Origin of the sequence: Sphingomonas swuensis, from assembly GCF_039538045.1 — a bacterium.
Taxonomy (GTDB): domain Bacteria; phylum Pseudomonadota; class Alphaproteobacteria; order Sphingomonadales; family Sphingomonadaceae; genus Sphingomicrobium; species Sphingomicrobium swuense.
The window spans coordinates 1,055,985-1,074,766 of record NZ_BAABBQ010000001.1; the positions used below are offsets into that span (position 1 = coordinate 1,055,985).

At 69.6% G+C, this 18,782-nt stretch carries 13 protein-coding genes and 2 tRNA genes; 7 read left to right on the forward strand and 8 right to left on the reverse strand.

Annotation, left to right across the window (positions count from 1 at the left end):
* Positions 1-3: 3 nt before the first annotated feature.
* On the reverse strand, positions 4-945 hold the full coding sequence (locus tag ABD727_RS05290; RefSeq protein WP_344706336.1) for a ferritin-like domain-containing protein: 942 nt from the start codon (positions 943-945) through the stop codon (positions 4-6).
* A gap of 344 nt (positions 946-1,289) precedes the next feature.
* On the opposite strand from ABD727_RS05290, the gene ABD727_RS05295 reads away from it, so the two are divergent.
* The gene (locus ABD727_RS05295) at positions 1,290-1,925 is read left to right on the forward strand and encodes a Crp/Fnr family transcriptional regulator (RefSeq protein WP_344706337.1); all 636 of its coding nucleotides are present in this window, start codon (positions 1,290-1,292) and stop codon (positions 1,923-1,925) included.
* Between the two features lie 66 nt (positions 1,926-1,991).
* On the opposite strand, the gene ABD727_RS05300 is transcribed toward ABD727_RS05295, so the two are convergent.
* The 3 genes from ABD727_RS05300 to ABD727_RS05310 form a co-directional block, all read right to left on the reverse strand.
* Positions 1,992-3,005 carry an outer membrane beta-barrel protein gene (locus ABD727_RS05300; protein WP_344706338.1) on the reverse strand — a complete coding sequence of 338 codons (1,014 nt, stop codon included), beginning with the start codon at positions 3,003-3,005 and terminating at the stop codon, positions 1,992-1,994.
* 220 nt (positions 3,006-3,225) lie between these two features.
* Positions 3,226-3,299, reverse strand: a tRNA-Cys gene (locus ABD727_RS05305).
* A gap of 58 nt (positions 3,300-3,357) precedes the next feature.
* Positions 3,358-6,213, reverse strand: coding sequence for a M16 family metallopeptidase (locus ABD727_RS05310; protein ID WP_344708030.1), 2,856 nt, complete (start codon positions 6,211-6,213; stop codon positions 3,358-3,360).
* Positions 6,214-6,441: 228 nt separating this feature from the next.
* Between ABD727_RS05310 and ABD727_RS05315 the strand changes: the two genes are divergently transcribed.
* Genes ABD727_RS05315 through ABD727_RS05335 form a run of 5 tightly spaced genes read left to right on the forward strand, consistent with a single transcriptional unit; the run spans position 6,442 to position 13,798 of the window.
* Positions 6,442-7,074 (forward strand): protein-L-isoaspartate O-methyltransferase family protein, encoded by a 633-nt coding sequence (locus ABD727_RS05315; RefSeq protein ID WP_344706339.1) that lies wholly within the window; start codon positions 6,442-6,444, stop codon positions 7,072-7,074.
* A 17-nt stretch (positions 7,075-7,091) separates the two neighbouring features.
* Positions 7,092-8,540 (forward strand): TolC family outer membrane protein, encoded by a 1,449-nt coding sequence (locus tag ABD727_RS05320; RefSeq protein ID WP_344706340.1) that lies wholly within the window; start codon positions 7,092-7,094, stop codon positions 8,538-8,540.
* Positions 8,541-8,556: 16 nt separating this feature from the next.
* Positions 8,557-9,030 (forward strand): DUF2497 domain-containing protein, encoded by a 474-nt coding sequence (locus ABD727_RS05325; RefSeq protein ID WP_344706341.1) that lies wholly within the window; start codon positions 8,557-8,559, stop codon positions 9,028-9,030.
* A gap of 46 nt (positions 9,031-9,076) precedes the next feature.
* Positions 9,077-11,128, forward strand: a complete 2,052-nt coding sequence (locus ABD727_RS05330) for a dipeptidyl-peptidase 5 (protein ID WP_344706342.1) — start codon at positions 9,077-9,079, stop codon at positions 11,126-11,128.
* Positions 11,129-11,173: 45 nt separating this feature from the next.
* The gene (locus ABD727_RS05335; protein ID WP_344706343.1) at positions 11,174-13,798 is read left to right on the forward strand and encodes a valine--tRNA ligase; all 2,625 of its coding nucleotides are present in this window, start codon (positions 11,174-11,176) and stop codon (positions 13,796-13,798) included.
* Between the two features lie 4 nt (positions 13,799-13,802).
* Here ABD727_RS05335 and ABD727_RS05340 read toward each other — a convergent pair whose 3' ends face one another.
* Both ABD727_RS05340 and ABD727_RS05345 read right to left on the reverse strand, forming a co-directional pair.
* Positions 13,803-15,236 (reverse strand): coniferyl aldehyde dehydrogenase, encoded by a 1,434-nt coding sequence (locus ABD727_RS05340; protein ID WP_344706344.1) that lies wholly within the window; start codon positions 15,234-15,236, stop codon positions 13,803-13,805.
* 136 nt (positions 15,237-15,372) lie between these two features.
* Positions 15,373-15,449, reverse strand: a tRNA-Arg gene (locus ABD727_RS05345).
* A 77-nt stretch (positions 15,450-15,526) separates the two neighbouring features.
* Between ABD727_RS05345 and ABD727_RS05350 the strand changes: the two genes are divergently transcribed.
* The gene (locus tag ABD727_RS05350; protein WP_344706345.1) at positions 15,527-16,024 is read left to right on the forward strand and encodes a hypothetical protein; all 498 of its coding nucleotides are present in this window, start codon (positions 15,527-15,529) and stop codon (positions 16,022-16,024) included.
* Here ABD727_RS05350 and ABD727_RS05355 read toward each other — a convergent pair.
* The gene (locus tag ABD727_RS05355; RefSeq protein WP_344706346.1) at positions 16,021-16,602 is read right to left on the reverse strand and encodes a GNAT family N-acetyltransferase; all 582 of its coding nucleotides are present in this window, start codon (positions 16,600-16,602) and stop codon (positions 16,021-16,023) included. The genes ABD727_RS05350 and ABD727_RS05355 overlap by 4 nt on opposite strands.
* Positions 16,596-18,782, reverse strand: coding sequence for a fused MFS/spermidine synthase (locus ABD727_RS05360; protein ID WP_344706347.1), 2,187 nt, complete (start codon positions 18,780-18,782; stop codon positions 16,596-16,598). The genes ABD727_RS05355 and ABD727_RS05360 overlap by 7 nt, the downstream gene beginning before the upstream one ends.

Genomic DNA, 18,782 nt, shown 5'->3' on the forward strand with positions numbered 1-18,782 from the left:
TTCTTAGCCGGCGCTGCTGACGGTGATGGCGCCATTGACCCCGTTGGGGAAAAAGCCGCCGCGCGGGACCGCGCCCGGGTTGAGGTAGACGATGTTGAGCACGTCACCCGTGGTACGGCCGAACACCAGGGCGTTCTGGTCGGTCGGAACGATGTTGCTGGCGTTGCCGATCGGGGCGATGCCCTGATCCATGTCCATCGGATTATCGAGCGAGTCCCGTGCCGCCGAGATCCGCTCGGTGGCATCGATCAGCGACGGGGTCGCGATGCCCTTGCGGAACAGCGTCGTGCGGACGATCGCCGCATGATAGGCCTCGACCGCGAGGATGCCTGCGGCGGCCTCGGTGAAGGTCTTGTTGGCGAGCAGCGGAGCGGCACCCTTGTAGGCGGTCACCCCGACGTCCTCGAAGATGAAGGCGCCGAGGAGGAAGTTCTCGTCGCTGGCGTAGGGGTCGAAGCTCTGCCCCGCGCCGATCAGACCGGCCGCGCGGGCAGCGGTCGAGAAGGCGCCATTGGGATCGGTGCCGATGTCGATCGCCGGCTGCGCCACCGCGGCTGCTCCAAGCGCGCGGCGCAGGAAGTTGACGTGGGCGATCTCATCCTGGGCGATCTCGCGGGCATATTGCGCCACCAGCGGATCGGTGAAGTTGACCTGGCGGCCGCCGGTGACGGCGCCCTGCGTCCCGGTGCCGGTCAGGCTGCTGTTCGGCAGTCCGGTCCCAAACACCGCGTAGGAGTAGAATTGCGCCTCGAGATACTCGAGGTTCAGCGCGAAATTGAGGATGTCCGCATCGGACACCGTCTGGGCGAACGCCCGCGAACTCATGGTCGCAGCGGCGACGCCAATTCCAGCGGCGTAAACGCCCAGAGATTGCACGAAGGCACGTCGATCATCTCGCCGTTGTGCTCGAGCTTCCAGTAGTTCGAGCATCATGTCGTCGGCCATTGCACGCCTCCGCTTGGGTTGTCGGGAATGCGGCGAATGTCCTGAGTATTGAGGGGTTTGCCAAGGGCGTTTGCCCTCCGGTACGCGCCCGTACCTTCGCTTGCGCCGCGAAATGAACGACGCAGCTTGGTTCCAGGGACGCGCAAAAAAAAGTTCTTCAACCGGGCATCCGCACCATCGCTGGTTCCGTAGCTGCAGGCGGAGGTCGCGTGCTGCTACAGTGGACGAAAGAAGCGACGCATGCCGAGCCGGCGCTGCGTTTCAGAGGGCTGTTGTCCCGCTTGAGTGCGCCTGATCAAAGCGCGCTTCGCCCGCACTTCGAGGTCGTCGAAGTGACTCGCGGAATGAGGTTGCTCGAGGTCGGCGATGACGGCGGCCACGTCTTCTTCCCGCAGGGGCCGCTGGTCTCGGTCGGGCAGGGCAACAAGGTCGAGGTCGCGCTGGTCGGGTGCGAGGGCCTGGTCGGCTGGCCGGCGCTCGTCGGCTGCTCCCTGTCGCCGTTCGAGGCGACGATTTGCTGCCGTGACGGCTTCGTTCTCAGGATTCGCGCGGCCGACCTCTGCATGGTGGCCGCGACCCGGCCCGCGATCGGCCTGCTGCTTTCCTGCTTCATCAATGCGGTCGGACTGCAGATGGCCGAGACGATCGGCGCCGCGGTGTCGCATCGCCTCGAGCTTCGGCTTGCCCGCTGGATGCTGCTTCGACACGACCGGCTGAGCGGCGACGAGATCGCCGTCCAGCACGACAGCATCGCCGCCAATCTCGGAACGCGGCGGGCCAGCGTCACCGACACGCTTCATCTGCTGGAAGGCGCCGGGCATGTCCGCGGGCATCGCGGGCGGATCATCGTGCGCGACCGGGCCGGCCTCGAGCTCGTCGCCGGCGGGCGCTACGGCGCCTCCGAGGGCTTCTACCGGTCGGTGATCGGCGCGTTCGACAAGCCCGTTTCGATGGGCCTCGACGTCCCTTTGAGGCTCTAGCCCGGGACCGCACGAGAAAAGGGGCCGCGCCATCGGCACGGCCCCTTCTTGTCGCGCGCTGCCAGATCAGCCGCGGACGGGTGCGGGCGGCGGCGGTGGCGGTGGGGGTGGCGGGACCGGACAGACGTCCGTCGCCAGGACCACCGAGCCGTCGGGGCACGTCTGGGTCGCCGGGGGTGGCGGCGGAGGCGGGGGAGGCGGCGGGGGCGGAGGAGGCGGTGGCGGCGGGGCCATCTCGCGGCCGCCGAAGTTGAAGATCAGGCTGGCCAGCAGCGAGTGGCTGCGGAACTTGTCGTCGACGCCGGTGAACAGCGCCGCATTGGTGGTCTGGTCGACGATCGTCGGGGTCGACGGATTGATGACGAAGCGGTTGGCGTTGCCGTTGATGACCACCTCGCTGTCATCGACGAGGTCGAGGCTGCGGGTCTGGAAGTAGCGATATTTGAGGCCGATATCGATATTGTCGCTGACCGCATAACGCGCGCCGGCGATCAGCTGGTAGGCCCAGACATTGTCGCGGCTCCCGGCGAAGCGGACCCGGGCCCGCCCGGCACCGCCACCGGCGTAGAAGGAGAGGCCGCCTTCGTTGCCGAAATCAAGCAGCGCGTTGAGCATTGCCGACTGGATCGTTGCGCGGCCGTCGAGGTCGAAGTCCGACGCGGTCAGCGCACGCAGGCCGGGCGAACCGGGGTCGGGCACCGCGGACGGACGGTTGAGCGCGGTGTTGAGGCCCGAGACGAAGCCGTCGCTTATCTGGAAGCTGTCGAGCTTCGCCCGCTTGTACCCGAGCTCGCCCTCGAGCCGGATCAGCCCGAAGTCATAGCCGAGGATCGCGTCGAGGTCGGTACCGCGCCGATAGTCGATGTTCAGCGCGTTGGCGAAGCTCGAATCGGCCGGGCCGGCCGGCGCGGTCGGCGAGGCTGGCGTCTGCGTCGTCGTGAAGTCGACGGCGATGTTGCCATCCTGCTTCTTGGGGAAGAGGATTCCTCCCTCGATGCCGATGTAGGGCTGCCCGTCACGGGCGCTTGCGGGGGCGGCGACGGCAAGGCTTGCCGTGGCCAGAAGGAAGAGCTTGCGCATGTCGTCTCCTGTTCGCGTGACGACAAGTGTCTGCACAAGTACGGCTTTTGCCAAGCGCGCTTCGCATCCGGTACGCCCCCGTACCTTGGCCGTGGGCCCAAATGGGCGAACTAAGATTGGTTCCGCGCGACGCGTGAGGCGCGTCGCTTTTCGGGGCGGTGTTGCACTTCGCGCCGCTGCGCCGGCTCCGCGACCGCGCGGCACGCTCTCGTCAGGAAAATGGAGGCCCGAGCCGGAATCGAACCGGCGTGCAAGGATTTGCAGTCCTCTGCGTCACCACTCCGCCATCGGGCCTCGAAGCGGTCCGGCCCCTAGACCGAACCGCTCACCACCTGTCAATCGTTCTCGCCACTTACTTGCCGTCCGAACGGCCGGTCGGCGCCGGCGTACCCTTGACGACCTTGATCCGGTACGCGGTCGGGCCAGTGAGGAAGCGCTTGGCCGCGGCCTGGATCTGCGCCGGTGTCACGGCCTTCAGGTCGCTCTGCTGGGTGCGGATGCTCTCCAGTTGCAGCGGCTTGTCGGCGACGTCGGCGAGCGCACCCAACCAGAAGCTATTGCCGTCGCGCGCCCGCTCGATCGCGGCCAGGGTCGGGCGCCGGGCGCGGTTGAGCTCGTCCTCGTCGACCGGCTTGGCGGCGAGGTCGGCGGCAATCTCCTGCGCTTCGGCGAAGAAGCTGTCGAGCTTGGCCGGCGGCGCTTCGATCTGCGCAGCGAGATAGCCGTAGGTCGGCCAGGTCGACGAGGCGGCATGACCGGCACCGGGCGAATAGCTCACCCCCTCGGCCTCGCGCAGCCGGTCGGTAAGGCGCAACTGGAAGACCGATCCCAGCAGGGTCAGCGTCCGGGCGAGCTGGCGGGTCTCGGCCGAATAGCCGGTGGTCGGCCAGGCGATGAAGCCCACCGCCTGATCGTCGCGGCCCTTGTGGTAGAGGATGGTGGGCGCCGCGTTCGCCGCGGGGAAGCGCATCGCCCCGGCGCTTCGGCGGGTGGCGGCACGCGGCGGCAACGCGCCAAAGGTCGCCGCGACTTCGGCGATCGCCCGCTCGACGCTGATGTCGCCCACCATGACGACCTCGACCGGCCCGCTGCGCAGCGCCGGTTCGAGCAGGGCACGGCCGTCGGCGATGCTGCTGGCGCGCATCGCGGCGCGATTGGGAAGCTCCCAGCGCCTGTCACCCGATCGCAGGAGCAGCCCCGAATCGCGCTGGAGAATGCCGCCCGGCGAGCTTTCCAGCCGGTCGTGGATCGAGCCTGCGGTCGATTTCAGCCGCTCCCAGCCGAGCGGCCGCCATGCGGCATCGGTCATGTAGGCGGCGAGCAGCTGCAGCTCGGTCGTCAGATCCTCGGGCCGGGTCCCGCCCGACAGCACGAAGCGCTCGTCGTCGAGGCCGAGGTTGGCGCCGACCAGCTTGCCGGTGAGAGAGCGATTGATCTGGTCGGCATCCAGCCTGGTCGTGCCACCGAAGGTCAGCCCGGGGCCGAGCGCCCATTCGGGGCTGACCCGATCGGGCGCCATCGCCAGTCGCCCGTCGCCGAAGCGGACGTTGACCAGCACTTCCTCCTTGCGGGTCTGGCTCGGTCGGACGGTCAGCCGGACCCCGTTGGCGAAGCGGACGAGGGTGGTGCCGATGTCGGCGATCTCGCGCCGCTCGACGACGGCGCCGGGGGTGCCGAACTTCTCGTAGGGCCAGGCGACCCGCGCCTGAGCGACCGGGGCGGCGACCGCCACCTTGCGCGAGGCCTCGTAGGCGGCGAGCAGGGCAGGGCGCCCGCCCGGAAGCGGCTTGGGCAGGGTCAGATAGACGAGCGGGCCCGAGCCGACGAACAGCCGACGGATCGCGGCGTTGACGCGCTGCGGGGTCAGCCCCTGCACCGTGCTCTCGAACAATGCCAGCCGATCGGCCGGGGCGGTCGCGACATTATTGCCGTCGATCGCCGCGACGACGCTTTCGGCGAGCGCCGGGCTCGAGCGGGTCGCCGAAGCCGCAAGGCTGGCCTTGAGCGCGGCGCGCGACCCGGTCGTCTCGCGCTCGATCTCGTCGGCGGTGACTCCATAGGTCACCAGCCGGCGCTGCTCCTGCTCTAGCGTCCGAAGCGCGCTCAGCCAGCGGCCGTTGCGGGCGATCGCCGAAAGTCCGCTAGTCTCGGCTGTGTTCTCGAACTCGGAGACGTCCATCCGCGCGCTGACGAAGGGCGGGTCGCCGTCGCCCTGGGCGAGCTTCTCGAGCCGCCGGTTGAGCACGGCGGTGGCGATCTGCTCGTCGAATTCGCGCACCCGCCGAGCGGCGCTGTCGGGCTCTGTGTCGGCCGGACGGACCCAGGCAAGGCGGACCATCGCGGCGATCGAGGGATCGACATAGATGCTGGCGGCGCTCGCCCGAGTGAGCGGACGGCCCTCGTCGGCTGGGGTGCCGGCAGGTCCGACCCCGCGCCAGTCGCCGAACTGCGAGGCGATCCGCCGCTCGACCTCGCCCGGGTCGATGTCGCCGACTACCACAAGGGTCGCCCGCTCGGGCCGGTACCATGCGCGATAGAAGTCGATCATCCGCTGCGGCGGCGCGGTCCGGATCACCTCGGTGGTGCCGATCGGAAGCCGGTTCGGAAGCAGCTGCCCGGGAAACAGCCAGGCGAGCTCGTCGGTCAGCTGGCGGAAGGCGGGGGAGGCCCGGGTGCGCTCCTCCGACAGCACGATGCCACGTTCGCGGTCGATCGCGGCGGCATCGAGCTTCGCCCGGCCGGCGATCTCGCGGAGCAGGAAGAAGGCCTCGTCGAGCGTCTCCTTGTCGGTCTGCGGAAGGTCGAGCTTGAACACCGTCTGGCTGAAGTCGGTCGAGGCGTTGGTATCGGGGCCGAAGCGCAGGCCGTGACGCTCGAGCCTTTTCACGAAGTCGCCTTCGGGCACGTTCTCGGTGCCGTTCAACACCATATGCTCGAGGAAGTGGGCGAGCCCGCGCTGGTCCTCGGCCTCGTTCAGCGAGCCGGTGTCGATCCGCAGCCGCAGCGACGCCTGGCCCGGCGGGGTCTTCCCCTTGCGAATGACGAAGCGCATCCCGTTGGGCAGCGTGCCGAGCCTGAGCTCGGGATCGACTCGCAGTCCTTCCCCGCTCATCCAGGCCGATCCGGACGGGGCGGGCACCGGCTGCGCCGCGCTGGCGAGGGTGGTGGTGCCGAGCAGGACCAGCGCGCAAGCGGCGCCGCACAACATCTTAGTCAACAGTTCTCGCCCAATCATCACAATGGCTTACTTCCCCCGGCTTAGAGCCGAAGCACTTTGCCTGCCAAGCCGCCGGCCACTCGGATCGACCTTGCGGCGGCCCCGCTCGACGAACGGTCGGGTCCTTGCTTGGCGTGGGGGTCCGGCATCATTACATGGGCGGTTGAAAACGAAGCTGTCTTAGTGCAATAAAACAGCTCCCAATTGTAAGGATCGAGAATGGATTTCGCCGCTGCCCGCCGAGCGATGGTCGACAGCCAGCTTCGCCCGTCGGCGGTGACCGATCCGCTGGTGGTCGCCGCGATGGCTACCGTGGCCCGCGAGGACTTCGTTCCCGCCTCGGCGCGTGCGATCGCCTACATCGACCGGATCGTTCCGCTGAGCGCCGGGCGCGGGCTGAGCCCGGCCGCCGCGACCGGACGGATGCTGGTCGAGCTCGAGCCGCATCCCCGCGAGCGCGCGCTCGTGGTCGGTGCGGGCAGCGGTTACAGCGCTGCCGTCCTGGCCGAGATGGGCCTCGCCGTGGTCGCGCTGGAAAGCGACCCCGAGCTCCTTGCCGCGCTCCGCAACGTCGATGGCATCAGCGTCGTCGAGGGAGCGCTAGAGACGGGCGCGCCTAGCGAGGCGCCGTTCGACATCATCCTGGTGGACGGCCAGATCGAGGACCTGCCCGAGGCGTTGGTCGACCAGCTCCGGACCGGCGGACGGCTCGCCGTCTGCATGGCCGACAAGGGCGTCGGCCGGCTGATGGCCGGGACCCGCTCGGTCCACGGCTTCGGGCTCAAGTCGTTCGCCGATGCCAGCATGGCGCCGCTGCCGGGTTTCGCGCGGCCCCGCGTCTTCACCTTCTAGCTCCGGAGTATCTGACCTTGCCACGTCTTCTCGCCTGCACGGCGATCGCCGCCCTGGTGCTGGCCAGCCCGGCCGCGGCGGATACGCTGCGCGAGGCCCTGGTCTCGACCTACCAGAGCAACCCGACCCTCAACGCGCAGCGTGAAGGCCTCCGCTCGACCGACGCGACCGTTGCCATCGCCCGTGCCGGCGGCCGGCCGCAGGTCTCGGGCGTGGTCGGGGTCAACCGCGACCTCACCCGCTCGGGCGTGCTCGACACCGGCCGGAGCAAGGGACCGACCATCTCGGGCGGGCTCGACCTCAGCCTTCCGATCTTCCAGGGCGGCCGGGTCCGCAACGCGGTCAACGCGGCGCGCACCCGGGTCGAGGCCGGCCGGGCCACGCTCCGCGCGGTCGAGGGTGACGTCTTCACCGACGCGGTCGCCTCCTACATGGACGTGATCCGCGACCGCGCGATCGTCGAACTCAACCAGAACCAGATTCGCGTGCTCACCACCAACCTCGAGGCGACCCGCGACCGCTTCGAGATTGGCGACGTGACCCGCACCGACGTCGCGCAGAGCGAATCGCGCCTCAGCCTCCAGCGCGCCCAGCTCGCCACGGCCGAAGCTCGGCTGGCGACCAGCGAGGAAACCTACCGGCGGATCGTCGGCCGGGCGCCGGGCGTGCTCGCCCCGCCGCCGCCCTTGCCGCCGCTCCCCGCCACCGCCGAGGAAGCGGTGCGCATCGCCATCGTTCAGAACCCCGACGTCATCGCGGTCGTCCGCCAGGCCGAGGCGGCCGGGCTCGACGTCCGCACCGCGCGTGCCGACCGGCTCCCGACCGTCTCGGGCGTGGTCAGCGGCGACTATGTGAATACGGTCAGCGGTGACAGCGGCGGCTTCCCGCGCGCCGGCACCCAGACCAGCATCGGCGTCAACACCCGCATCCCGATCTACCAGGGCGGTCTTCCCTCGGCGCGGATCCGCCAGGCGCAGGCGATCGAGGGGCAGCTCCTCGAGCAGACCATCGGAACCGAGCGCGCGGTCGTCGCCGCGACCCGCTCTGCCTTCGCCAGCGTCACCGCCACCCAGCGCGCCATCCAGTCGAACGAGGTCGCGGTCTCGGCCGCCAGCCTCGCGCTCGAGGGCGCCCGCGCCGAGCGCAGCGTCGGCACCCGGACCGTGCTCGACGTACTCAACGCCGAGCAGGAGCTTCTGAACGCGCAGGTCCAGCTGGTGACCGCGCGTCGTGACCAATATGTCGCCGGCTTCCAGCTTCTGAATGCGATGGGCCAGGCCGAGGCCGACGACCTCGGGCTTGACGGCGGGCCGCTCTACGATCCGACCGGCAATTATCGCCGGGTCAACGGAAGCTGGAACGACTGGGCCGGCGAGCGGCAGCATGAGCCGCGCTCGACCCGTACCGTCACCCCGGCCGAACAGCCGGTGGCGACGACGACAGGGGTGGCAAGCCCGCCGCGTTGAGGGTAGCGTTGACGTCATGCCAGCGCGCGAACCCTCGATGGAAGACATCCTCGCCTCGATCAAGAAAGTGATCGCGGAAGAGAAGGAGCTGCGCGGAAGCGGGCAGGTGACCGTTCCGGCCCCCCATGTCGTGCCCGACGAGTCCGACGAGGAGTTCGATGGCGACGTCCCGGCGGACGCGACGGACAGCGCCGCGGAAGAGGTGCTCGAACTCGACGAGGTGATGGTCGAGGAGCTGGTGCTCCCGCCGGTCGATCTCGGTCCGCCGCTGGTCAGCGAGGATGCCGCCGCGGCGACCCGCGCCCGGCTCGAGACGCTCGCCGCGACCGCCGCCGCCGCGCCGCCGCCGCCCGCGATCAATCCGCTGGAGCAGGTCGTCCGCGACATGCTCCGCCCGGTGCTCAAGGAATGGCTCGACCAGCATCTCCCGGCGATCGTCGACGAGCATGTGAAGCGCGAAGTCGCGCGGATCACCGGGCAGCCGCTCTAGCACTGCACCCACTTGCGGTTCATCGCCGCGCTGCTACCCCTCGGCGATGATCAAGCGCACCCTGCTGCTGGCGGCCGCTGCCGCCGTCCTCGCCCCCTCGGTCGCCGCCGCCAGGCCGATGACCGCCACCGACATGCACATGATGCGCCGCTTGGGCGCGCCCGAGGTCTCGCCCGACGGGCGCACCGCCGTCTTCACCTTGTCGACCACCGACCTTGCCAAGAACCGCCGCAACAACGTCCTCCACAGCCTCGACCTGACCCGTAACGGTGCCGCGCCGCAGCCGGTCGCCGGCGCCGAGGGCGCGCATGATGCGGTGTTCGGGCCCGACGGTGCGCTCTACTTCCTCAAGGGGGTCGGCGAGCGTGACCAGCTCCATCGCATGCCGATCGGCGGCACCGCGCAGGTGATGAGCGACTTCGGCGCCGACATCTCTGGCTTCAAGCTCAGCCCCGATGGCCGCCGGGTCCTCGTCTGGGCCGACCAGCGCGATTGCCCCGACCTCGCCTGCGCCGCGACCACCTTCGCCGCCAAGGAGCCGGGTTCGGCCCGCATCTACGACCAGCTGTTCGTCCGTCACTGGGACACCTGGTCGGAGCCCGGGACCAAGAGCCGAATCTACACCTTCGACATCGCGGGCGGGAAGCTGCAGGGCTTCGGCACGCGGGTGACCGGAAGCCTGGTCGGCGACACCCCGTCCAAGCCGTTCGGCGGCGGCGAGGAGATCGACTGGTCGAAGGACGGCCGCACGGTCTTCTTCGCACTCCGCGAGGCCGGCCGGATCGAGCCGACCTCGACCAACCTCGACGTCTTCGCGGCACCCGCCGACGGCTCGGGCGAGCCGACCAACCTCACGCCCGACAATGACGGCACAGACACGCTGCCGACCGTCTCGCCCGATGGGCGCACGCTCGCTTATGTGTCGATGGCCCGCGCCGGCTACGAGGCCGACCGCCAGGTCCTCAAGCTGCGCGACCTCGCCAGCGGCCGCGTGACCGCGCTGACGCAGGGCTGGGACCGCTCGGTCGGCTCGATCGCTTGGGCGCCCGACGGCCGCTCGATCCTCGTCACCGCCGAGGACACGCTCGAAGGGCCGGTATTCCGGGTCGACGTTCGCAGCGGCAAGGTCACCCGCCTCACTGCCGAGGGCCATGCCGGCAACGTCCATGCGCTGCCGAACGGCGGGGTGCTCTACACCTCGAACAGCATCCAGGCGCCCGACGACCTCTACCTGATCCGTGGTCGCGCCAGGCCGGTGCAGCTCACCGCGGTCAACAAGGCGCTGCTGGCCGAGCTCGACCCCATCACCGTCGAGCGTTTCAGCTTCGCCGGCGCCAATGGCGACAAGGTCTGGGGGATCAAGGTCAAGCCGGTCACCAGCAAGACGCTGCCGATCGCCTTCGTCGTCCACGGCGGGCCGCAGGGCAGCTTCGGCAATGGCTGGTCCTACCGCTGGAACCCGCGGGCCTTCGCCTCCCTGGGCTCGGGCATGGGCGTGGTCAGCGTCGATTTTCACGGCTCCACCGGATACGGCCAGGCCTTCACCGACTCGATCCGCAACGACTGGGGCGGCAAGCCGCTCGAGGACCTCAAGCTCGGCCTCGCCTACGCCACCGCCAACGACCGCCAGCTCCAGGCCGACAATGCCTGCGCTTTGGGCGCGAGCTACGGCGGCTACATGATGAACTGGATCGCCGGCCAGTGGTCCGATCGGTTCAAGTGCCTCGTCCAGCATGACGGCGTGTTCGACGCCCGCGCCATGGCCTACGAAACCGAGGAACTGTGGTTCGACGAGTGGGAGCATGGCGGCAAGACCTATTATGAGGATCCGGCCGCGTTCGAGCGCTGGAATCCGGTCAATCATGTCGCCAAGTGGAAGACCCCGATGCTGGTGATCACCGGCGAGAAGGACTTCCGCATCCCCTATACGCAGGGGCTTGCCTCCTTCACCGCGCTCCAGCGGCGCAACATTCCCTCCAAACTGGTGGTGTTCCCCGACGAGAACCACTGGGTCCTCAAGCCGCAGAACTCGATCCAGTGGTATCGCGAGGTCGAGCGCTGGGTCGGTCGTTGGACGGGCAGCCAGCCGGCGCAATAGCAGGCGGGTTGTGCGGTGCAGCAGGGGTGGGCTAACCGCCCCTGCATGACCGACCTGCCGAAGACCTTCGAACCGGGCCCGATCGAGGCCCGCTGGTATGCCCATTGGGAAGCGACCGGCCAGTTCCGCCCCGAGCGGAAGGACGCCGAGCCCTTCACCATCGTCATGCCGCCGCCCAACGTCACCGGCAGCCTCCACATCGGCCACGCGCTCGACAACACGCTGCAGGACGTGCTCGTCCGCCGCGCGCGGATGCAGGGCAAGGACGCCTTGTGGGTGGTCGGCACCGACCATGCCGGGATTGCGACGCAGATGGTGGTCGAGCGGCAGCTCGGCGAGCGCCAGCAGAAGCGCACCGACTTCAGCCGCGATGATTTCGTCGCCAAGGTGTGGGAGTGGAAGGCCGAAAGCGGTGGCCAGATCACCCGCCAGCTCCGCCGGCTGGGCGCCTCGTGCGACTGGGCCAACGAGCGCTTCACCATGGACGAGGGCTTCTCGGCCGCGGTCACCCGCGTGTTCGTCGAGCTCCACAAGCGCGGCCGCATCTATCGCGACAAGCGGCTGGTGAACTGGGACCCCAAGTTCCAGACCGCCATCTCCGACCTCGAGGTCGAGACCCGCGAGCAGGCCGGCAAGTTCTGGACCCTGCGCTACCCGCTCGCCGATGGTAGCGGCCATATCGAGGTCGCCACCACCCGGCCCGAGACGATGCTCGCGGACATGGCGGTCGCGGTCCACCCCGAGGACGCGCGCTACGCCGCGCTGGTCGGCAAGCAGATCAGGCTTCCGATCACCGGTCGGCTGATCCCGATTGTCGCCGACGAGCATGCCGATCCCGAGCTTGGGTCGGGCGCGGTCAAGGTCACGCCGGGGCACGACTTCAACGACTTCGAGGTCGGCAAGCGCGCGGGGATCAGGCCCGCCGACATGCTCAACATGCTCGATGCCTCGGCCCACATCTGCCAGACCGCCGACGGGCTGATTCCGGAAGAGATGCTCGGGCTTGAGCGGTTCGAGGCGCGCCGCCGCGTGGTCGAGCGGCTCGAGGCCGACGGCGTGCTGGTCAAGGTCGAGGACCGCACCATCGCCACCCCGCTGGGGGACCGCTCGGGCGTGGTGATCGAGCCATGGCTGACCGACCAATGGTATGTCGACGTGAAGCCCTTGGCCGAACGCGTCGTTGCCGCGACCCGTGCGGGCGAGATCAAGGTCGTTCCCGACAGCTGGTCCAAGACCTGGTTCAACTGGCTCGAAGGCATCCAGCCCTGGTGCGTGTCGCGCCAGCTCTGGTGGGGCCACCGAATCCCGGCCTGGTATGACGAGGCCGGCGAGCCGTTCGTCGCGATGACCCTCGAGGAAGCGCAGGCGCAGGCCGGCGACGACCGCCCGCTCCGCCAGGACGAGGACGTCCTCGACACCTGGTTCTCGTCGGCGTTGTGGCCCTTCGCGACGCTCGGCTGGCCCGGGAACGAGGCCGAGGTCGCCCGTCACTATCCGAACGACGTCCTGATCTCGGGCTTCGACATCCTGTTCTTCTGGGACGCCCGCATGGCGATGCAGGGGCTTGAATTCATGGACGAGGTGCCGTGGAGCACGCTCTACCTCCATGGCCTCGTCCGCGACTCGGCCGGCCAGAAGATGTCGAAGTCCAAGGGCAACACCGTCGACCCTCTGGGCCTCATCGACAAATATGGCGCCGACGCGCTGCGCTTCACCATGGCGGCGATGGAAAGCCAGGGCCGCGACATCAAGCTCGATGAAAAGCGCGTCGAGGGCTATCGCAACTTCGCGACCAAGCTGTGGAACGCCGCTCGCTTCCTGCAGATGAACGGGGTGGGCGCCTCGACCTCGATCGAAGCGCCGAACGCCACCCTGCCGGTCAACCGCTGGATCATCGGCGAGGTCGTCGAGACGCTGACGAAGCTCAACCGCGCCTTCGCCGAATATCGCTTCGACGGCATGGCCGACGCCATCTACCACTTCACCTGGGGCAGTTTCTGCGACTGGTATGTCGAGCTGGTGAAGGGCGCCTGGGACAAGGAAACCAAGGCGGTCGCGGCCTGGGCGTTCGACCAGATCCTCGTCATGCTCCACCCCTTCATGCCCTTCATCACCGAGGAGCTGTGGCATGCGATGGGCGAGCGGCCCTACGACCTGATCCTCGCCAGGTGGCCGGAGCCGAAGGCCAGCGTCGATGCCACGGCGAAGGCCGAGATCGACGGGCTGGTCGAGGTCGTGGCAGGCGTCCGCACGCTCCGCGCCGAATTGAACGTGCCCTGGACCGCCAGCCTCGTGCCGCACGTCATCGGCGGTGGCCCCGAGCTGATCGAGCGGCTCACCCGCGGCGCTGCGACGCTGGCGCGCATGGCCAAGGTCGAGGCACCGGTCGAGGCCGACGCGGCTCCGGCAGGCTCGGCGCAGATCGTGGCGGGCGGGGCGACCATCGCCTTCCCGCTCGGAGACGCAATCGATCTCGACGCCGAGAAGGCGCGGCTGACCAAGGCGGTCGAGGCGGCGGCGAAGGAGCGCGACAGCCTTGCCGCGCGGCTCGGCAACCCGGCCTTCGCCGAGCGCGCCAAGCCCGAGGCGGTCGCCAAGGCGCGCGCCGACCACGATGCCCGCGCCGCCGAGGCCGAGCGGCTCCAGGCGGCACTGGCGCGGCTCGGCTAGAAGCTCACCGCTTCAGCATCGCCGCGGCCATTCGCCGCGCGAGCTTGCCCCAGGGCGGCCCGAGCTTCTCGAAGGCGATGAACCCGCCCGCCTTGTAGACCCCGCGCGCGTGGCTGAAGCGCTTGAAGCCCTCGAGCCCGTGATAGGCGCCGATCCCGCTCGGTCCCACGCCGCCGAAGGGCAGGCTCTCCTGCGCGATGTGGAGCAGGGTGCCGTTGACCGTCGCGCCGCCCGACACCGTTCGGCCGAGCACATGCGCCTGCGTCCCCGCGTCCTTGCTGAAGCAGTAGAGCGCGAGCGGGCGATCGCGGCCGTTGACGAAGGCGATGGCGTCGTCGAGCCGCTCGTAGGGAACGATCGGCAGCACGGGACCGAAGATCTCCTCGGCGTCGAGGATCGTTTCCTCGGTCGGCCCTAGGACGATGGTCGGCGCGACCTTGCCCGCCTTGGTCGCGGCTTTCTCGCCATGGCTGAGGATCCGGGCGCCGCTCGCCTTCGCCTTGTCGATCGCGTCGGTCAGCCGCTGGCGGTGCCGCTCGCTGATCACCCCCGAATAGTCGGCGTCGCTCGCCGGGTCGGGATAGGCGCGCCTGACCTCGGCGAGCAGCGCGTCGGCCAGCGCCTCGGCCTTGGCCTTGGGCACCAGCACATAGTCGGGCGCGATGCAGGTCTGGCCGGCGTTGAGGAACTTGCCGAAGGCGATCGAGCGCGCGGCCCGCTCGAGCGGATAGTCGTCGGCGACGATCGCCGGCGACTTGCCGCCGAGCTCGAGCGTCACGGGCACGAGGTTCGCAGCGGCAGCCTTGTAGACCTCGCGCCCGATCGCGGTCGAGCCGGTGAACAGCAGATGGTCGAAGGGCAGGGAAGCGAAGGCCTTGCCGACCTCGACCCCGCCGGTGACCACCGCCACCTCATTGTCGTCGAAAGCTTCGGAGATCGCCTCGCGCAGCACCGCGCTGAACGCCGGGGTCAGTTCGGACGGCTTCAACAGCACCCGGTTGCCCGCCGCAAGCGCATCGACCAGCGGCGAGAGGGCGAGGTTGAGCGGGTAGTTCCAGGGACTGATGATGCCGATGACGCCAAGCGGCTCGTAATGGATGAAGGCGCGGCCCGGCTGGAAGTTGATCCCGACGCGGCGGCGCTCGGGCTTCATCCAGCCGGCGAGGCTCCGCCGGGCATGGTCGATCGCCGACAGGGTCGGCACCAGCTCCATCAGCTCGGTCTCGACCCGCGAGCGGGTCCCGAAGTCGGCGCTGATCGCCGTGACGAACTCCTCGGCGCGCGCCTTGACCATGATCTTGAGCCGGTCGAGCCGGTCACGGCGCTCGTCGAGGGTCGCGTGTGGCTCGCGCCGCGAGGCGGCGTGCTGCCCATCGAACAGCGCCTTCATCCGGGCGCTCTCGGCGGCGGGCAGAGTGACGGGATCGGCGTCGGCCATGGCGGGGCTCCTCTTCGCCCGCGAATCTACCTTGCAAGCGATGCGACGGGAAGTGGCGAGGGCCGGGCTCCGCGGGACGGGCGGAAGTCCCCGAAAACCGAAAAGGGCCCACCTTGCGGTGAGCCCCTTTGCGTAATGGCGCGCCCGGAACGATTCGAACGTCCGACCCTCAGATTCGTAGTCTGATGCTCTATCCAGCTGAGCTACGGGCGCGTTGGAGGGGCCTCTAAGGGGAGTGGCGCGGACGCGCAACCCCTTGTTGACGGTTCGGTGGCTGGTAGAGGGTCGTCATGCGCCGCTTTTTCCTGCCGCTGCTCGGCTCGCTCGCACTGACCGCCTGCGCTTCGGCCGGGCAGGGCCCCTCGCTTGCGCCGCGCGCCGCCGAGGCGATCGATCCACGTGTCCCCGTCGTCGACGGCTCGGCGGCGCTCGCTGCCGATGCGGGACTGTCAGCCAGGCTCGCCGCCCTGCGCGATCAGGCGCTCGCCGCCGCAGGGCGCGCCGAGCCCGCGATCCGCGCCGCGGCTGCCGCGACGTCCTCCGCAGGGGGCCGCGAGAGCGACAGCTGGATCGCCGCTCAGCAACTGGTCTCCGCCGCAATCGCCGAGCGGGCCGCCTTCTCGACCGCGCTCGGCGATCTCGACCGGCTGGTGGCCGAGCGGATCCAGAGCGGCGGCCGGCTGGTCCCGCAGGACGTGCTCGCCGCGCGAGCGGTCGCCGACCAGCTCAGCGCGGTCGATCGCCGCCAGTCGGACGAGCTCGCGGCACTCCAGGCGCGGCTGCGCTAAGCCAAGCGCGGCGCAAGCGCCCGGGCGCGTGCCTCCGGCCAGTCCTCGGCCAGAAGCCGCCACTGGCGGGTCGGTCCGACGTCGGCGAAGCGTGGATCGACGAAGTCGAGCGCGGGTTCGAAGCTCATTCCGAGCCGCTCCATCAGTCCCCAGCTCGGTGCATTCTGCTCGAAGGTGACGGCGACCACCGAAGGCGCCGCGAAGCGGCCGAAGGCGAGGTCGAGCGCGGCGATCGCCGCTTCCTTGGCGATCCCCTGGCCCCACGCATCCGCGCGATAGCGCCAGCCGATCTCCATCTCGCCGGGATTGGGCGCCCCGGCATAGTTCATCCGCTTCAAGCCGCACCAGCCGAGCAGTTCCCCGTCGTCGCGGCGCTCGACGATCCAGAAGGTGAAGCCGAGGTCGCGCTGGTAGCCGAGCAGCCGCTCGACCACCGCATGCCACTGCTCGGGCGTCTGCACCCCGCCGAGCCAGCGCATCACATCGGGATTGTTCATCACCGCGTAGAAGCGCGGCTCGTCGCTCTCGCTCCATTCGCGCAAGGTCAGCCGGTCGGTGGTGGCGATGGTCCTCACCATGGGCGCTGCACGATCGGCAGGATCGAAGCGCGGTCGTCGCTCCAGTGGACCCGGCGGCCGAACGGAAGCGGCACCCACAGGCCATCCTCGGTCTTGGCGACGCGCTCGAGCAGCGCCGGATCCGAGGTCAGTGCGGTCCAGCTGCTGTCGTAGCCGCGCGACAGCGGGTCGCTCCCCGACGAGCCGAGCAGCCCGCGCATTCCCACATATTCGCCGCCGGTGCGGACCACCGGGCGAAGCTCGAGGTGGCGGTTGGAGATATGGACCATCAGCAAACCTCCGGGACGAAGCGCACGGGCATAGACCGCGAAGGCTTCGCGGGTAAGGAGATGCATCGGAATGGCGTCGGACGAGAAGGCATCGACGACGAGGACGTCGAAGCTTGCCGGCGGCTCCCCGGCCAGCCGGAGCCGGGCGTCGCCGACGACGATCCGCGCATCGGGCTTGCAGTCGGCGAGGAACGAGAAACGCGAACGAGCGATCTCGACCATCGCTGGGTCGATCTCGAACACGGTCCAGCGCTGGTCGGGCCGCGCGTAGCAGCTGAGCGTGCCGGTCCCGAGCCCGACCAGGCCGACCCGCGCGCCTGTTCCCACCAGCGTCGGCAGTGCTTCCATAACCCGCCCCACGCCCGATCCGCGCCAGTAATAACTGGTCGGGGTCCGCCGCCGTTCGGGCGGGCCGAGCAACTGCACGCCGTGGGTGGTGGTGCCGTGGATCAGCATCCGGGTCCCGGCCTGGTCCATGATCCGGTAGGTGCCGAAGTAGCTCCGGGTGAGCTTGCCCGGAACCGCGCTCTCGGCAAGCCGCTGGAGGCCGCCGCCGGCAAGCAGGGTCAAGGCGATCGCCGCGGTGAACAGGGCACGGCGGCCAAGCGAGAAGCTGGCGAGGCCCGCCGCAAGCGCCGACACCATCACCAGTGGTTCGCGCTCGCCGCGCCACCAGAACAGAAGCGTCGCGCCCGCGAGGATGAGGGCGCCCACCGCCAGCGCTCGGGCCGCGGCCGGTCCGGCGACGGTCTCGCGGATCGCTGCGATGGGCTGCCGGTCGCCGACCAGCCAGGCGGCGGCGAGGAGCAGCAGCGGATGCTCGTAGGTCCAGTCGAACAGCAGGGGCGCGACCAATGCGCAGAAAATTCCGCCGAGCATCCCGCCGACCGACAGCGCAAGGTAGAAGAGGGTCAGCTGCGCTGCTTGCGGACGCTCGTCGAACAGCCGGGCATGGAGCGCGACCGCGCCGAGGACCATCGCCAGCAGCGCCGCCAATGCGACCAGCGGCATCATCTGCGTGCCCGCGATGAACAGCGTTCCCGCCGCCAGCACCAGTGCGAATGGCGCTCCCGCGGCAGCCCAGCGGGCCGGACCGCGTCGCTCGGCGAAGGCGATCGAGAAACTGAGTAGGTAGAGGCCGAGCGGGATAACCCACAGCAGCGGCATCGGCGCGACGTCGGTGGTGAGGTGGAGCGTCGTCGACAGCATCAGCCCGGAAGGGACGCTCGCGATCAGCGCCCATCGTGCCAGCCGGGAGAAGGGGACCCGCTGCCCCGCTTCTGCGACACGTGGCCCGGCCGTCCGCTTGCGGAACAAGGGTAGCGCCGCCAGCGCAAGCAGGAGCAGCATGACACCGTAGCCAACCAACCACAGGGTGCTCTGCGCCGCGACGCCGGTCAGAGGCTCGAGCAGGAGCGGGTAGGCGAGCAGCCCGGCGAAGCTGCCGAGGTTGGAGGCGACGAACAGCGGATAGGGATCGGCGCCGCTGGCCAGCCCGAACCAGCGCTGGAGCAGCGGCGACTGGGCCGAGATGGCGAAGAACAAGGGCCCGACCGAGAGCAGCAGCAGCCACGGCACCCACAGCACCGGGTCGGCCCCGGTCGGCGGAGAACGCTCGGCGAGCGCAAGCGGAAGCGTCAGCGCGGCGAGGAGCAGCAGACCAAGGTGCACCGCGACCTGGAGGCGCGGCGCCAGTCTTCCGAGCCAGTGCGCATAGGCATAGCCCGCCAGCAACAGCGCCTGGTAGACCAGCATCGCCGAGTTCCACACCGCAGGCGCGCCGCCCAGCGTCGGCAGCGCCATCCGAGCGAGCAGCGGCTGAACCAGGAACAGGAGGAAGGAGCCGGCGAAGATCGCCGCGGTGAAGGGCCAGCGCGGAGCCGACCGCGCGTCCGCCGCTGCCGTCGCCAC

What these genes read in the sequence shown, in the direction of transcription:
- ABD727_RS05310 (WP_344708030.1), bottom strand. Translation starts at nt 6,213, where the DNA reads ATGTTGTGCGGCGCCGCTTGCGCGCTGGTCCTGCTCGGCACCACCACC.
- ABD727_RS05290 (WP_344706336.1), bottom strand. Translation starts at nt 945, where the DNA reads ATGGCCGACGACATGATGCTCGAACTACTGGAAGCTCGAGCACAACGG.
- ABD727_RS05350 (WP_344706345.1), top strand. Translation starts at nt 15,527, where the DNA reads ATGCGCCGCTTTTTCCTGCCGCTGCTCGGCTCGCTCGCACTGACCGCC.
- ABD727_RS05355 (WP_344706346.1), bottom strand. Translation starts at nt 16,602, where the DNA reads ATGGTGAGGACCATCGCCACCACCGACCGGCTGACCTTGCGCGAATGG.
- ABD727_RS05295 (WP_344706337.1), top strand. Translation starts at nt 1,290, where the DNA reads ATGAGGTTGCTCGAGGTCGGCGATGACGGCGGCCACGTCTTCTTCCCG.
- ABD727_RS05335 (WP_344706343.1), top strand. Translation starts at nt 11,174, where the DNA reads ATGACCGACCTGCCGAAGACCTTCGAACCGGGCCCGATCGAGGCCCGC.
- ABD727_RS05325 (WP_344706341.1), top strand. Translation starts at nt 8,557, where the DNA reads ATGCCAGCGCGCGAACCCTCGATGGAAGACATCCTCGCCTCGATCAAG.
- ABD727_RS05300 (WP_344706338.1), bottom strand. Translation starts at nt 3,005, where the DNA reads ATGCGCAAGCTCTTCCTTCTGGCCACGGCAAGCCTTGCCGTCGCCGCC.
- ABD727_RS05315 (WP_344706339.1), top strand. Translation starts at nt 6,442, where the DNA reads ATGGATTTCGCCGCTGCCCGCCGAGCGATGGTCGACAGCCAGCTTCGC.
- ABD727_RS05330 (WP_344706342.1), top strand. Translation starts at nt 9,077, where the DNA reads ATGATCAAGCGCACCCTGCTGCTGGCGGCCGCTGCCGCCGTCCTCGCC.
- ABD727_RS05340 (WP_344706344.1), bottom strand. Translation starts at nt 15,236, where the DNA reads ATGGCCGACGCCGATCCCGTCACTCTGCCCGCCGCCGAGAGCGCCCGG.